This window comes from Streptomyces sp. (genome assembly GCF_035563135.1).
Classification (GTDB): domain Bacteria; phylum Actinomycetota; class Actinomycetes; order Streptomycetales; family Streptomycetaceae; genus Streptomyces.
On sequence record NZ_DATMVN010000160.1, the window covers coordinates 1 to 14,021 of the forward strand.

Annotated in this window: 12 protein-coding genes; 9 read left to right on the plus strand and 3 right to left on the minus strand. The window is 71.7% G+C overall.

What is annotated here, in order from left to right:
- The coding region (locus tag VN520_RS06780; RefSeq protein WP_325745934.1) for an FAD-dependent oxidoreductase at window positions 1–359 on the minus strand (359 nt) is incomplete at its 3' end.
- Between the two features lie 127 nt (window positions 360–486).
- Between VN520_RS06780 and VN520_RS06785 the strand changes: the two genes are divergently transcribed.
- Both VN520_RS06785 and VN520_RS06790 read left to right on the plus strand, forming a co-directional pair.
- Window positions 487–1,470: a DUF4349 domain-containing protein gene (locus VN520_RS06785; protein WP_325745935.1), complete on the plus strand. Its 984-nt coding sequence runs from the start codon at window positions 487–489 to the stop codon at window positions 1,468–1,470.
- A gap of 52 nt (window positions 1,471–1,522) precedes the next feature.
- Window positions 1,523–2,902 carry an FAD-dependent oxidoreductase gene (locus VN520_RS06790; protein WP_325745936.1) on the plus strand — a complete coding sequence of 460 codons (1,380 nt, stop codon included), beginning with the start codon at window positions 1,523–1,525 and terminating at the stop codon, window positions 2,900–2,902.
- Between the two features lie 10 nt (window positions 2,903–2,912).
- On the opposite strand, the gene hemE is transcribed toward VN520_RS06790, so the two are convergent.
- The gene (hemE, locus tag VN520_RS06795; RefSeq protein ID WP_414719784.1) at window positions 2,913–4,022 is read right to left on the minus strand and encodes a uroporphyrinogen decarboxylase; all 1,110 of its coding nucleotides are present in this window, start codon (window positions 4,020–4,022) and stop codon (window positions 2,913–2,915) included.
- 92 nt (window positions 4,023–4,114) lie between these two features.
- Here hemE and VN520_RS06800 point away from each other — a divergent pair, with 92 nt between their 5' ends.
- From VN520_RS06800 to VN520_RS06825, 6 genes are all read left to right on the plus strand, one after another.
- A complete protein-coding gene (locus tag VN520_RS06800) occupies window positions 4,115–4,774 on the plus strand; it encodes a DUF3000 domain-containing protein (protein ID WP_325745937.1) in 660 nt (219 codons plus the stop codon).
- Between the two features lie 219 nt (window positions 4,775–4,993).
- On the plus strand, window positions 4,994–5,656 hold the full coding sequence (locus tag VN520_RS06805) for a helix-turn-helix transcriptional regulator (protein ID WP_033300087.1): 663 nt from the start codon (window positions 4,994–4,996) through the stop codon (window positions 5,654–5,656).
- Window positions 5,657–5,773: 117 nt separating this feature from the next.
- A complete protein-coding gene (locus VN520_RS06810) occupies window positions 5,774–7,048 on the plus strand; it encodes an HRDC domain-containing protein (protein ID WP_325745938.1) in 1,275 nt (424 codons plus the stop codon).
- Window positions 7,049–7,319: 271 nt separating this feature from the next.
- Window positions 7,320–8,540: an acetyl-CoA C-acyltransferase gene (locus tag VN520_RS06815; RefSeq protein ID WP_325745939.1), complete on the plus strand. Its 1,221-nt coding sequence runs from the start codon at window positions 7,320–7,322 to the stop codon at window positions 8,538–8,540.
- Window positions 8,537–10,669 carry a 3-hydroxyacyl-CoA dehydrogenase NAD-binding domain-containing protein gene (locus tag VN520_RS06820; protein WP_325745940.1) on the plus strand — a complete coding sequence of 711 codons (2,133 nt, stop codon included), beginning with the start codon at window positions 8,537–8,539 and terminating at the stop codon, window positions 10,667–10,669. Before VN520_RS06815 ends, VN520_RS06820 begins: the two co-directional genes overlap by 4 nt.
- A 499-nt stretch (window positions 10,670–11,168) precedes the next feature.
- Entirely contained in the window at window positions 11,169–11,303 is a 135-nt protein-coding gene (locus VN520_RS06825; RefSeq protein ID WP_325745941.1) for a hypothetical protein, read from the plus strand.
- A 77-nt stretch (window positions 11,304–11,380) separates the two neighbouring features.
- On the opposite strand, the gene VN520_RS06830 is transcribed toward VN520_RS06825, so the two are convergent.
- Complete coding sequence (locus VN520_RS06830; RefSeq protein WP_325745942.1) at window positions 11,381–12,415, minus strand: hypothetical protein; 1,035 nt, start codon at window positions 12,413–12,415, stop codon at window positions 11,381–11,383.
- Window positions 12,416–12,843: 428 nt separating this feature from the next.
- Here VN520_RS06830 and VN520_RS06835 point away from each other — a divergent pair, with 428 nt between their 5' ends.
- Window positions 12,844–13,938: an LCP family protein gene (locus VN520_RS06835; protein ID WP_325745943.1), complete on the plus strand. Its 1,095-nt coding sequence runs from the start codon at window positions 12,844–12,846 to the stop codon at window positions 13,936–13,938.
- Window positions 13,939–14,021 lie beyond the last annotated feature (83 nt).

A 14,021-nucleotide genomic window follows, 5' to 3' on the forward strand; every position in this document is an offset into this window, starting at 1 on the left:
GCCGGGTCGCCCGGTACGCCCATCACGTGCCCCTTGGGCATGGGGCGCAGGGCGTCGCGGGTCCAGACCGAGGCGGTGGCGGTGGCGGGCGGCCGGAGCCGGTCGCCGAGCCCCACCGCGGCCGCCAGCTCGACCGCTTCGGGCCGGCGCGCGAGCATCGACTCGGCCCCGAGGTCGACCCGGGTGCCCGCGATCTCGCCGGTCATCAGCTTGCCGCCGAGCCGCTCGGTCGCCTCCAGGACGGTGACCCGGAGGCCGGAGGCCGACAGCCGGTGGGCGGCGGCGAGTCCGGCGATGCCACCGCCGATGACGACGGCGTGGCCCGTGCGTGTGGTGTCTCGCTGAAGAGGACGCTGCATGGGTCCACTCTCTCAAACCCGTCCCGAGTCCCGAACGTGACCACTTCGAAACCGCAGGCAGGAAACCCGCGCCCGGGGGCCGTACGTCGAACCGGCACCATCGACAACGGCCCTGGGGGGACACGTCATGTCATACGGACGCCACACGGACAGCCATCCGCCCGCACGGTCCGGACGGCGCCGCACCCGCGCGGCGGCGGCCGCCGGACTGCTCGTCGCCCTCCTGGCCACCGGAGCGTGCGGCGCCTTTGACGACAGCGGCGGGCAGAAGCCGGACTCCGCCTCCGACAGCAGGGCGGCGGCGCCCGCCGCGGCCGGCGCCGGTGCCGGTGAGAAGTCCGCGGCGGAGCCCGCCGACGGCGCCTCGTCGGCACCGGAGCCGGGCTCCCCGGTCGCGGTTCACGTCATCCGCACGGCCACCCTCTCCCTCGAGGTGAGGAGTGTGCCGGAAGCGGTCGCCGCGGCCCGCTCCGCCGCCGAGGACGCCGGTGGACTCGTGGCGGAGGAGACCACGGAACGGGTCGACGGCACCCGTGACATGTCGCGTCTCGTCCTGCGCGTGCCGCAGTCGCGGTACGACGAGGTCCTGCGCGGACTCGCCGGGTCGGGGAAGCTCCTGTCCCGCACGTCGAACGCCGAGGACGTCACCGGCCAGGTCGTCGACGTGGAGAGCCGGATCGCCACCCATCGGGCGAGCGTCGCACGGGTCCGCGAGCTGATGGACAAGGCGGAGAAGCTCACCGATGTGGTGTCGTTGGAGGGTGAACTGAGCAGCCGCCAGGCCGACCTGGAGTCCCTGCTCGCCCAGCAGGCATCGCTGAAGGACCGCACCTCGCTGGCGACGGTCACCCTCGAACTGGGCGAACCGTACGAGGACGGCAAGGACCCCGGGGAGGAGGACACCGGTTTCCTGGACGCGCTGGCCGGCGGCTGGGACGCGTTCGTGACGATGCTGCGGTGGATCGCGGTGGCGATCGGCGCCACCGCGCCGTTCCTGGCCGCCGCGGCCGTGCTGGTGCTCCTGTGGCGGCTGCTGCGCGGCCGCCTGCCACGGCGCCGCACGGCGCCCCGGGAGCCGTCGGGGGCACCGCAGGCCCCACCCGCCCCGTAGGGGCCGTAGCGTGGGCCCCTGACCTTGCATACGGCGGCGAAGGGACCTGGCAATGACGGCGGAGCGACTGGTGGTCGTCGGAGGCGACGCGGCGGGCATGTCCGCCGCGTCGCAGGCCCGCAGGCTCAAGGGACCGGACGAGATGAGCATCGTCGCCTTCGAACGCGGCGACTTCACCTCGTACTCCGCCTGCGGCATCCCGTACTGGGTGAGCGGCGACGTGGAGGGGCCCGACGCCCTCATCGCCCGTACGCCCCAGGAGCACCGGGACCGCTCCATCGATCTGCGCACCCGCACCGAGGTGACGGAGATCGACGTCGCGGGGCACCGCGTCCGGGCGCTGGACCGCGACAGCGGTGAGACGTACTGGACGGGCTACGACAAGCTGGTGATCGCCACGGGTGCCCGGCCGGTGCGCCCCGGTCTGCCCGGGATCGACGCTCCTGGCGTCCACGGCGTACAGAGCCTGGGCGACGGCCAGGCTCTCCTGGAATCGCTCGACCGGGCTCCGGGGCGCCGGGCGGTCGTGGTCGGCGCGGGCTACATCGGTGTAGAGATGGCCGAGGCGATGCTCAAACGCGGTTTCGAGGTGACGGTGCTCAACCGCGGCGCGCAGCCGATGGCCACGCTCGATCCGGACATGGGGCGGCTGGTCCACGACGCGATGGACGCACTGGGCATCACCACGGTCAACAACGCCTCGGTCACCCGGATCGTCACCGGCCCGGACGGCCGGGTGACGGCGGTCGCCACGGACGCGGACACCTGTCCGGCGGACGTCGTCGTGCTCGGCATAGGGGTCGAGCCGGAGACCGCCCTGGCCCGTGAGGCAGGACTGCCGCTCGGGTCGCACGGAGGTCTCCTGACGGACCTGTCGATGCGGGTCGTGGGGCAGGACGACATCTGGGCGGGCGGCGACTGCGTCGAGGTCCTGGACCTCGTCGCCGGCCGCACCCGGCACATCGCGCTCGGCACCCACGCCAACAAGCACGGCCAGGTCATCGGGGCCAACGTCGGCGGCGGCTACGGCACGTTCCCCGGCGTGGTCGGTACGGCGGTGAGCAAGGTCTGCGACCTGGAGATCGCCAGGACCGGACTGCGCGAGAAGGACGCGGCGGCGGTCGGCCTGCGCTACGTCACGGCGACGATCGAGTCGACGGGCCGGGCCGGCTACTACCCGGGGGCGGAGCCGATGACGGTGAAGATGCTCGCGGAGTACCGGACCGGCCGGCTCCTGGGGGTGCAGATCGTCGGCCGTGAGGGGGCGGCGAAGCGCGTGGACGTCGCGGCGGTGGCGCTCACCGCCGGGATGACGGTGGAGGCCATGACCGCCCTCGACCTCGGCTACGCCCCGCCGTTCTCCCCGGTGTGGGACCCGGTCCTGGTGGCCGCCCGCAAGGCCGTGTCGGCGGTGCGGGCGGCGGGCCGCTGACCGCGAGCGGTCAGCGCGCCGTCTCCTGGTGCACGTACTCGACGAGGCGCGTCAGGGCGTCCGGGGGCGTGGTCGGCATGACGCCGTGGCCGAGGTTGAAGATGTGGCCCTCCAGGCCGGCGGCCGCGTCGAGCACCTCGCGGGTCTTCGCCTCCACCACCTCGGTCGGCGCGAAGAGCACCGCCGGGTCGAGGTTGCCCTGGAGCGCCTTGCCGGGGCCGGCCCGGCGGGCGCCCTCGTCCATCGGGACGCGCCAGTCCACGCCGACGACGTCCGCGCCGGCCTCGCCCATGAGGCCGAGCAGCTCGCCGGTGCCGACGCCGAAGTGGATGCGCGGGACGCCGTAGGAGGCGACGGCGTCGAAGACCTTCGCGGAGGCCGGCATCACGGAACGGCGGTAGTCGGCCGGGGCCAGGGCGCCGACCCAGGAGTCGAAGAGCTGGACCGCTGATGCTCCGGCCTCGATCTGGACCTTCAGGAACGCGCCGGTGATCTCCGCGAGCCGGTCCAGCAGGGCCGCCCAGAGCTCCGGCTCGCCGTACATCATGGCCTTGGTGCGTTCGTGGTTGCGGGACGGGCCGCCCTCCACGAGATAGCTCGCGAGGGTGAACGGCGCACCGGCGAAACCGATCAGCGGCGTGGCGCCGAGCTCCGCGGTGAGCATCCCGATGGCCTCGGTGACGTACGGGACGTCCTCGGGGGTGAGGTCACGCAGCCGGGCCAGATCGGCGCGGGTGCGGATGGGCTCGGCGATCACCGGTCCGACGCCGGGCTTGATGTCGAGGTCGATGCCGATGGCCTTGAGCGGTACGACGATGTCGCTGAAGTAGATCGCGGCGTCGACCTTGTGGCGGCGTACGGGCTGCAGCGTGATCTCGGTGACCAGCTCCGGCATCATGCAGGAGTCGAGCATCGCGATGCCCTCACGGACCCTCAGGTACTCGGGCAGCGAACGCCCCGCCTGACGCATGAACCAGACCGGGGTGTGGGGCACCGGCTCGCGGCGGCAGGCCTTGAGGAAGGCCGAGTCGTGGGTGGCGGGGGTTGTCCGCAGGCCCGAGGACGGGCCCTCCCCGGATCGGACGGAGCTGAGCTCTGGGGGAAGGTCGTTGGCACTCACGCACAGAATCTTCGCACGGCGTGACGACGAGCCGGACGCCGCATGGGTGTCCCTCCCTGCACGGCGCTCCGGTTCCGCCTACTCTTCCCCGCATGGCTCCGGCTCAGGGACAATTTTCCGATCATTCCGATGGCGCTGACAGCGAGGGGAGCGTGGACGGCGACACCGTCCCGCGTGCGTTCCGGTCGGCGGTCGACGCGCTGCGCTCCGCGCGCCTGCGCCCCGAACTGGAGGTCGAGCCCACACGGCCGCCGCAGCGGCTCGCCCCGCACGCGTATGCCGTGGAGGCCGCCGTCGTGGAGGGCGAGGACGACCTCGCCGACGGCCGTCTGGTCCTCCTGCACGATCCGTCCGGACACGACGCCTGGCAGGGCACGTTCCGCTTGGTGACACTCGTACGGGCCGAACTGGAGCCGGAGATGGCGGCCGACCCGCTGCTCCCCGAGGTGTGCTGGTCCTGGCTCACCGGAGCCCTGGACGCCCGGGGCCTCTCGTACGGCGAGGCCGGGGGCACGGTGACGCGCGCCGGCTCGCACTACTTCGGCGCGCTGTCCGCGCGCCGCCCGGCGACGCAGATCGAGATCCGGGCCTCATGGACACCGCGCGAGGGACGCGGCGGGGTGCCGGACATGGGGGCGCACCTGGTCGCCTGGGGTGATCTGCTCTGCCAGCTCGCCGGTCTTCCGCCCTCGGACGCGGCCGACGCGACGGTGGTGACACTGCCCCAGCGGCGCGGGCCCCAGCTCCCATGACGCTGCGTCACCTTCGGGGAGAGCCGGTCGCACAGGGACCGGCTCTCTTTTCGTACAATCGATCGCGCATCCTATTTGCCCGAATTGTTACTCACTAAATCGTGATCTTCCTCTAAAGGAGGACGCACCTGCTGCCGAAGAGGTCAATGACCCTTCAAGCACGGATCGCCCCGGCTTCACCCCCGAGCCGGCCCGTCCCGCCACTCCCCAGGAGGCCTGGTGTCCGTTCTCCTCGAGCAGCCCGCAAGCCTGGTCGCCTACCGCCCGAACAAGCCGACGGCCATGGTCGTCGTGGCCGACCCGCGCGTCCGTTCCACCGTCACCCGCCATCTGTGGGCCCTCGGAGTTCGTGACGTCATCGAGGCGTCGTCCATCGCGGAGGCCCGCCCCCGCGTCGGCAACCCGCGCGACATCTGCGTTGCCGACGTCCACCTGCCCGACGGTTCCGGGCTGACCCTGCTGTCCGAGACCCGAGCCGCCGGCTGGCCGAACGGCCTCGCCCTCTCCGCCGCCGATGACATCGGCGCGGTGCGCAACGCCCTCGCGGGCGGCGTGAAGGGCTATGTCGTCACCGGCACCCGCACCAACATCGGCCACCCCACCCGTCCCGGCGTCGCCCCGATCGGCGCCAACGCCGCCCGTATGCACCGCAGGCCTCCCGGTTCCCCGAGCCACCCGGGCGGCTACCGCGAACTCTCCGGCCGCGAGGTGGAGGTGCTCCGCCTGGTCGCCGAAGGCCAGTCCAACAAGGCCATCGGCGTCTCGATGGGCCTCTCCGCACTCACCGTCAAGAGCCACCTCGCCCGCATCGCCCGCAAGCTCGGCACCGGGGACCGCGCCGGAATGGTCGCCGTGGCCCTGCGTACGGGCATCATCCACTGACCCGTCTCCCCGGCCGGCACCTGCGCGGACGCGTAACCGGCCGGTTTACGTGCGTGGTCGCCCGTCGACGGAACGTTCCGTCGACGGGCGACGCGCATACACAGATACCCTTGGCATGTGACCGACGCCCAAGAGACCGCAGCAGACACTTCACTGCGAACCACCGGGGGCGCTCCCCCGGACGACGTCGCCCCGGCGCCGATCCCCTTGCTCGAACCGCGCGAGGGCATTCCCCCGGTGGTGGCGACCGACGACGCGCTGGCCCGGGTGATCGCGGACTTCGCCGCCGGCAGCGGTCCCGTCGCCGTCGATGCCGAGCGTGCCTCGGGCTATCGCTACGGGCAGCGGGCCTACCTCGTGCAGCTGCGCCGCGAGGGCGCGGGAAGCGCGCTGATCGACCCGGTCGGCTGCCCCGACCTGTCCGGGCTCGGCCGGGCCCTCACCGGAGCCGAGTGGATCCTGCATGCCGCCACCCAGGACCTGCCCTGCCTGCGCGACATAGGCATGACCCCGACCTCTCTCTTCGACACGGAGCTCGCCGGACGGCTGGCGGGATTCCCGCGCGTCGGCCTGGGCGCGATAGTGGAGAACGTCCTCGGTTACGCCCTGGAGAAGGGCCACTCCGCGGTCGACTGGTCCACCCGCCCCCTGCCCGAGCCCTGGCTGCGCTACGCCGCGCTCGACGTCGAGCTGCTGGTGGACCTGCGCAACGCCCTGGAGGAGGAGCTGGACCGGCAGGGCAAGCTGGGATGGGCCCTGGAGGAGTTCGCCGCCATCGCCTCGGCGCCGCCCGCTCCCCCGCGCAAGGACCCCTGGCGCCGGACCTCCGGCATGCACAAGGTGCGCCGCCGCCGTCAGATCGCGGTCGTGCGGGAGCTGTGGACCGCTCGCGACCAGGTGGCGCAGCGGCGTGACATCTCGCCCGGCAAGGTGCTCGGGGACGCCGCGATCATCGAGGCGGCCCTGGCGCTCCCGGTGAACGTGACCGCGCTGACCGCACTGCCCGGCTTCGGGCACCGCATGGGACGCCGTCAGCTGGAGCAGTGGCAGGCGGCCGTCGACCGCGCCAAGGCGCTGCCCGAGTCGGAGCTGCCGCAGCCCGGCCAGCAGCCGGCGGGACCGCCGCCGCCCCGCTCGTGGGCCGACAAGGATCCGGCCGCCGCCGCCCGGCTGTCGGCGGCCCGCACCGCGGTGTCGGAGCTCGCCGAGCGGCTGCACATGCCCCAGGAGAACCTGATCACCCCGGACACCGTGCGCCGGGTCTGCTGGGAGCCGCCCAAGGTCCTGACCGCGGACGCGGTCGAGACCGCGCTGGCCGGATACGGGGCGCGCCACTGGCAGATCGAGCAGGTCGGCCCCCTGCTGCTGCGAGCCCTGGACACGAGCGCCTGATACCTCCCGACCCGCGGACGCCCCCTGCCCGATCCGGCAGGGGGCGTCCGCGTGTCGGGTGCGCACCCCGGGCCGCCCCGTCCAGGAGGATCGATTTCACGCCAGTTACCCGGCCCCCCGCCCCACCGGCGGCACGCCTTCCGCATGTGACGTTCACCGCTCCGGTGAGGGGGGGTGGGCAGTCTGGTTACCCGCAAGTAGCATGAGGGGCGTGGCGCGCCGTTGGGTGCGCCCGCAGCAGTGCCACCCCGCACCCTGGAGGAGAGCCACCGTGCCTCGTACCATCCGGGACGTCGTCTTCGTCGACGGCGTCCGCACCCCGTTCGGCAAAGCGGGCCCGAAGGGCATCTACCACGAGACCCGCGCCGACGATCTCGTCGTGAAGGCCATCCGGGAGCTGCTGCGCCGCAACCCGGACCTGGACCCCGCGAAGATCGACGAGGTCGCCATCGCGGCGACCACCCAGATCGGCGACCAGGGCCTCACCCTCGGGCGTACCGCCGGCATCCTGGCCGGTCTGCCGCAGTCGGTGCCCGGCTACTCCATCGACCGCATGTGCGCGGGCGCGCTGACCGCCGTCACCTCGACGGCCGGATCCATCGCCTTCGGCGCGTACGACGTCGTCATCGCCGGCGGTGTCGAGCACATGGGCCGCCACCCGATGGGCGAGAGCGTGGACCCGAACCCGCGTCTCGTGTCGGAGAAGCTGGTCGACGAGTCCGCCCTCTTCATGGGCATGACGGCGGAGAACCTGCACGACAGGTACCCCTCGATCACCAAGCAGCGCGCCGACGAGTACGCGGTCCGTTCGCAGGAGAAGGCCGCCAAGGCGTACGCCGACGGCAAGATCCAGCAGGACCTGGTGCCGGTCTCCGTGCGCCGCACCAACGCGGAGGCCGGGGAGACGGGCTGGGGCCTGGTCACCGCCGACGAGCCGATGCGCCCGGGCACCACGCTGGAGTCCCTGGCGGGCCTGAAGACCCCGTTCCGCGCCCACGGCCGCGTGACAGCCGGTAACGCCGCGGGTCTCAACGACGGCGCCACCGCCTCGCTGCTCGCGTCCGAGGAGACCGCTCGCGAGCTGGGGCTCCCGGTCAGGATGCGCCTCGTGTCGTACGCCTTCGCGGGTGTCGAGCCGGAGGTCATGGGGTACGGCCCGATCCCGGCGACGGAGAAGGCCCTGGCCAAGGCCGGTCTGTCCATCGACGACATCGGCCTCTTCGAGATCAACGAGGCCTTCGCCGTGCAGGTGCTCGCCTTCCTGGAGCACTACGGCATCGCCGACGACGACCGGCGCGTCAACCAGTACGGCGGCGCGATCGCCTACGGCCACCCGCTCGCCTCCTCCGGCGTCCGCCTGATGACCCAGCTGGCCCGCCAGTTCGAGGAGCAGCCGGAGGTCCGCTACGGCCTGACGACCATGTGCGTCGGCTTCGGCATGGGCGCGACGGTCGTCTGGGAGAACCCGAACTTCGACGGAGGCAACAAGTGAGCACCACCACCGCCGAGCTTCTGAAGGGCGCGGCCGAGCTGTTCCCCGGCGAGGTCGTCACACAGGCGCACGTACGCCACCTCGACCTCCCCGGCGGCGCGGGCCGTTTCGCCCTCATCACGCTGGACAACGGCTTCGACCACACCAAGCCGACCACCATCGGCCCGCAGTCGCTGGCGAACCTGAATGCCGCCATCGACCAGGTCGAGAAGGAGGCGGCCGAGGGATCCATCACCGGTGTCGGTGTCACCGGCAAGCCCTTCATCTTCGCGGTGGGCGCCGACCTCAAGGGCGTCGAGCTCCTCAAGGAGCACAAGGACGCGCTGGCCATCGGCAAGGGCGGCCACGACGTCTTCCGCCGGCTGTCCGGCCTCGCGGTCCCGACGTTCGCGTACTACAACGGCGCGGCCATGGGCGGCGGTGTCGAGATCGGTCTGCACTGCTCGTACCGCACCGTCTCCAAGGCGCTGCCGGCGTTCTCGCTGCCCGAGGTCTTCCTCGGCCTGGTCCCCGGCTGGGGCGGCTGCGCGCTGCTCCCCAACCTGGTCGGCGCCGACCGTGCCGTCTCGGTGATCATCGAGAACTCGCTGAACCAGAACCGCCAGCTCAAGGGCAAGCAGGTCTTCGAGCTCGGGATCGCCGACGCGATCTTCGAGGGCGCGGACTTCCTGGAGCAGTCGCTGATCTGGACCGCCTCCGTCCTCAAGGGCGAGATCGTGGTGGAGCGTCCCGAGGTCGACCGCGGTGACGCCTGGGACCAGGCAGTCGCCCGCGGCCGGGCGATCGCCGACTCCAAGGTGCACGGCGCGGCTCCGGCGGCCTACCGCGCGCTGGAGATCATCGCGGCGGCGAAGAGCGGCGACCTGGGCGCCGGCTTCGACGCCGAGGACCAGGCCCTCGCGGATCTGATCATGGGCGGCGAGCTGCGCTCCGGGATCTACTCCTTCAACCTGGTCCAGAAGCGCGCCAAGCGCCCGGCCGGCGCTCCGGACAAGGCCCTGGCCCGTCCGGTCACCAAGGTCGGCGTGGTGGGCGCGGGCCTGATGGCCAGTCAGCTCGCGCTGCTGTTCCTGCGCCGCCTGGAGGTCCCGGTCGTCCTCACGGACATCGACCAGGAGCGTGTCGACAAGGGCGTGGGCTACGTCCGGGCCGAGATCGACAAGCTGCTCGGCAAGGGCCGCATCAACCAGGACAAGGCCAACCGTCTCAAGGCCCTGGTCTCCGGGGTGCTGGACAAGGCGGAGGGCTTCTCCGACGCCGACTTCATCATCGAGGCCGTCTTCGAGGAGATCGGCGTCAAGCAGCAGGTGTTCGCGGAGGTCGAGGCGGTCGCCCCGGCGCACGCGATCCTCGCCACGAACACCTCGTCCCTCTCGGTCACCGAGATGGCGTCGAAGCTGAAGAACCCCGAGCGGGTCGTCGGCTTCCACTTCTTCAACCCGGTCGCGGTCCTCCCGCTCCTGGAGATCGTCCGCGGCGAGCAGACCGACGACGCCTCGCTGGCCACGGCCTTCGGTGTCGCCCGCAAGCTGAAGAAGACGGCGGTCCTGGTGAAGGACGCCCCGGCGTTCGTCGTCAACCGCATCCTCACCCGCTTCATGGGCGAGATCCAGAACATCATCGACGAGGGCACCCCCGTCGGGACGGCGGAGAAGGCCATCGAGCCGCTCGGTCTGCCGATGTCCCCGCTGGTCCTGCTGGAGCTGGTCGGCCCGGCCATCGGCCTGCACGTCTCCGAAACCCTGAACCGCGCCTTCCCGGAGCGTTTCACGGTCTCCGGGAACCTCGCGGCCGTGGTCAAGGCCGGCAAGCGCGGCTTCTACGTCTACGATTCCGGCAAGCCGGAGCTGGACCCGGAGGTCGCGGCGCTCCTCAAGCAGGGTGACGTCGTCCTGACGGAGGACCAGGTCCGTGACCGCGTCCTGGACGCGGTGGCGCAGGAGATCGGCCTGATGCTGGCCGAGGGGGTCGTCGCCGAGCCCCAGGACATCGACCTGTGCCTGATCACCGGTGCGGGCTGGCCCTTCCACCTGGGCGGCATCACGCCGTACCTGGACCGTGAGGGCGTCTCGGAGCGGGTCAACGGGAAGCGTTTCCTGGAGCAGGGCGTGGCGAGCGTTCCCGCCTGAGGGAGCGCGCCGCACCTCTTCACCGAATCCGCGTGACCAGCGGGAAGCGGGCCGTACGGATCACCGTACGGCCCGCTTCCGTGTGTACGGAAAAGTCGAGTACGTAGCCGGATCGGAATCATTTAATTGCAGATTAAACCTTAAAATCTTGTTATTCTTCACCTCTGCGACACTTTCGCTTCACTTGGCTGCACCTTCCGGCGGATCCCCACCTCCGCGCTGCGCCTTTACCGGCGCCTGCTGCCGCACTCCCCGAGGCGCTTTCCGGTACGGCTCCTGCCGGCCCGCGACCGGCTGATCCTCCAGCACGGCCTCTCCGGTCTCGGCACGGCCCCGCGCGTCCTGCGCAAGCACCTGGGCGTACGGCTGAGCAAGCGCCTGCGGCGCGACACCCGCCGGCCGGGTGTGAGGCTCCTCCGGTACGCGCGGGGCGTGCGCGCCGCCGAGGTGACGGAAGGACTGACGCCGCCTCGCGCGGCTGGGCCGCTTCCTCACGGACGTGGTGGACGTGAAGGGAGTCCTCGCCTGTCCCAACGCCGTGGTGCAGCCCGAGGACGGCCCGGACGTCCTCGTGAAGCCGTACTACACCGCCGGCACCGAACTCTCGGTCCGTGTCTCCGAGAAGGCGGAGTGACGGGGGGCATGGCCATGACCCAGCCGTCGGCCGGCCCTGGCAGCCCCGCGTACCGCGCGGGGAGCGCGGGCTCGGGCTCAGAAGCGGAGCCAGGCCTCCAGTGCCAGGCCCTGCTGATCCGTCCGCTGCCTGGTCACGCTCAGCCCGCCTTCCCGGCTGATCGCCGCCACGACCAGCCGGCCCGCCCGGTCGCGGGCGAGTGCCGGCGCGCCTTCGCAGGGTTCGCGGGTGTCGGTCCACCATGCGCCTGCGGATTCCGTCTCGGTGGGGTAGGCGGTCACCGCGAGGGTGCCCGTCTCCTCGGTCTGGGCGAGCACGGTGCAGTCGTAGCCGTCCACCAGGCACCGGGACAGCGCGAGGGGGCCGCTCCCCGAGCGGCCGCCCAGCGGGGCGGGGGCGACGTCCTCCTCGCCGGGCGCGGGCACCCGGTAGGCGACGACCTCGCCGGTGGTGTCCTCACGCCAGAAGTGGGTGACCCGGTCCTCGTGGGACCCGGTGCCCGAAGCTGTCTCCGGCCGGGCGATGAAGGCCAGGTCGGGGGCGCGGTCCAGGGAGCCGCCGGGCTTCTCCTGGCGCCACACGTACACGCCCTTGTCGGCCGGCATGAAGAGTTCGATCCGGCCGGACCGGGTGGCGGTCGCGCAGATGCCGTCGCGCACCCGCTCGCACGGCAGTGCCGTCCACTTGTTCCAGGTGCCCTCGCGCCCGCGCCGGCGGGTGAAGACCCCGCCGGTGGCACTGCGGACGAAGACGTGGACCACGTCGCTGCCGTCGACGACCGCCACCGGGGCGCCCACGGCCGCCGCCTGGGCGGCGTCCGTGTGCGGGTTGCCGATCGAGTGCCATCCGGTCATCGGGCGGCCCGTCTGGTACTGGGAAGCGAAGACGATCTCGACGGGTGCCTGGGCTCCCTTGCCCTTGCGCCGCGTCCCGAAGAGGTCGACGTAGCCCCGGGGGCTCCGCGCGACGGAGATGTACGGGTCCAACCCGGTTTCGGCGAGCAGGAGTTCGGCCCGCGACCAGCCGTCGGAGCGTGCGGATTCGGTCCAGCGCACGATGCCGCCGGTCCTGGCGGCGGCGTACGCCGTGAGACGGCCTTCGCCGTCCGGCACGAGCCATCCCGTCGTGCGCGGCGCGGCTGCGACGGCGCCCCGTGCGGGGGCGGACCGTCCCTCAGGTGCGGAAGAGGTCCCCCCGACAGGATGACCGGCACGCCTGCGCCCTGAACGCAAACCCATTGCTCCCCGCCCGTTCTTCACCGAGTACTTCCTCCGGTGCCGAACGGCGATGGGCGGAGTCCCCTGGCTTCTCTGTCGAATGACCGGTTTCGCTTTCACAGCGTCAACTGGTGTCACCATAATACTTGACAGGGGTCGATTTTAGAGTGCCTCCTATCACAGAATGCGACTTCGAGGCGTGAACGGCGCCTGGACGAAACGCGGCACGGGGATGACTTCGGCACACACGGACCGGAATGTCCGCCCTCTCCTCTCCTCTCGCACGCGCCGAGCGCGTCCCGACGGAAGAACCAGACGAGCCCATGACAGACCAGACCACCGGCGCCGGAGCGCGGACGGCCGACGGGCCCCGCACCGGACGCGCATCCAAGCCCCCCAGGCGCCGACGCGGACTCAGGATCACGCTCGGCGTCCTGCTGGTCCTCCTGCTCGCGGGCGGCGGCACGGCGTACTGGATGTACCAGGACCTCGACAGCAACATCAAGGGCGTCGACATCGACAAGGCGCTCGGTGAGGACCGCCCCGAAAAGCTCCCCACCGCTGGTCAGAACCTGCTCGTCCTCGGCTCCGACTCCCGTGCCGGGGCGGAGAACAAGGAACTGGGCGGGGGCGGCGGCGTCAGCGGGGCACGGTCCGACACCGCGCTGGTGGTGCACATACCCGAGGGCCGCACCGAGGCCGTCGCGGTGTCCATTCCGCGCGACACGCTGGTGGCCCGGCCCGAGTGCGTCAAGTCCGACGGTTCGACGGCGGCGTCCGCCGAGCGCGTCATGTTCAACTCCGTGTACACGCAGGTCGGTCCGGCCTGTGTGGTCAAGACCGTCGAGAAGATGTCCGGAGTGCGGATCGACCACTACCTGGAGATCGACTTCGCCGGGTTCAAGGATCTGGTCGACGCGATGGGCGGCGTCACGGTCGAGGTCGAGGAGCCGATCAAGGACGACGCCTCGGGGCTCGACCTGACCGCCGGCACGCACAAGCTGAACGGAACCGAGTCCCTCGCCTACGTCCGTACCCGGCACGGCGTCGGCGACGGCAGCGACCTGGGCCGGATCGGGCTCCAGCAGCAGTTCCTCCTCGCGCTGCTGACCGAGATCAAGTCGCAGGACCTGCTGGGCAGTCCGGCGACCACGTACAGGATCGCCAGCTCCGCCACCAAGTCGCTGACCACCGACGAGGGGCTCGCCTCCCTGACCTCGCTCAGCGAGTTCGCCCGCTCGATGAACGGCGTCGACCCCTCCTCCATGGAGACGGTCATGCTGCCGGTCGCCTACGACAAGCAGGACCCGAACCGCGTGGTGGCCGCCGAGCCGCAGGCCGGTGACCTCTGGAAGGCGATCCGCGCGGACGGCACGATTCCCGAGTCGGCGAAGAAGTCTCCGGCCACCGGCGGCTGACCTGGCATCCTTCGGGGATGACCGGTGAGAAGACCCTGGTGATCGTCGATGCCGCCAATGTCGTCGGGTCCGTGCCCGACGGC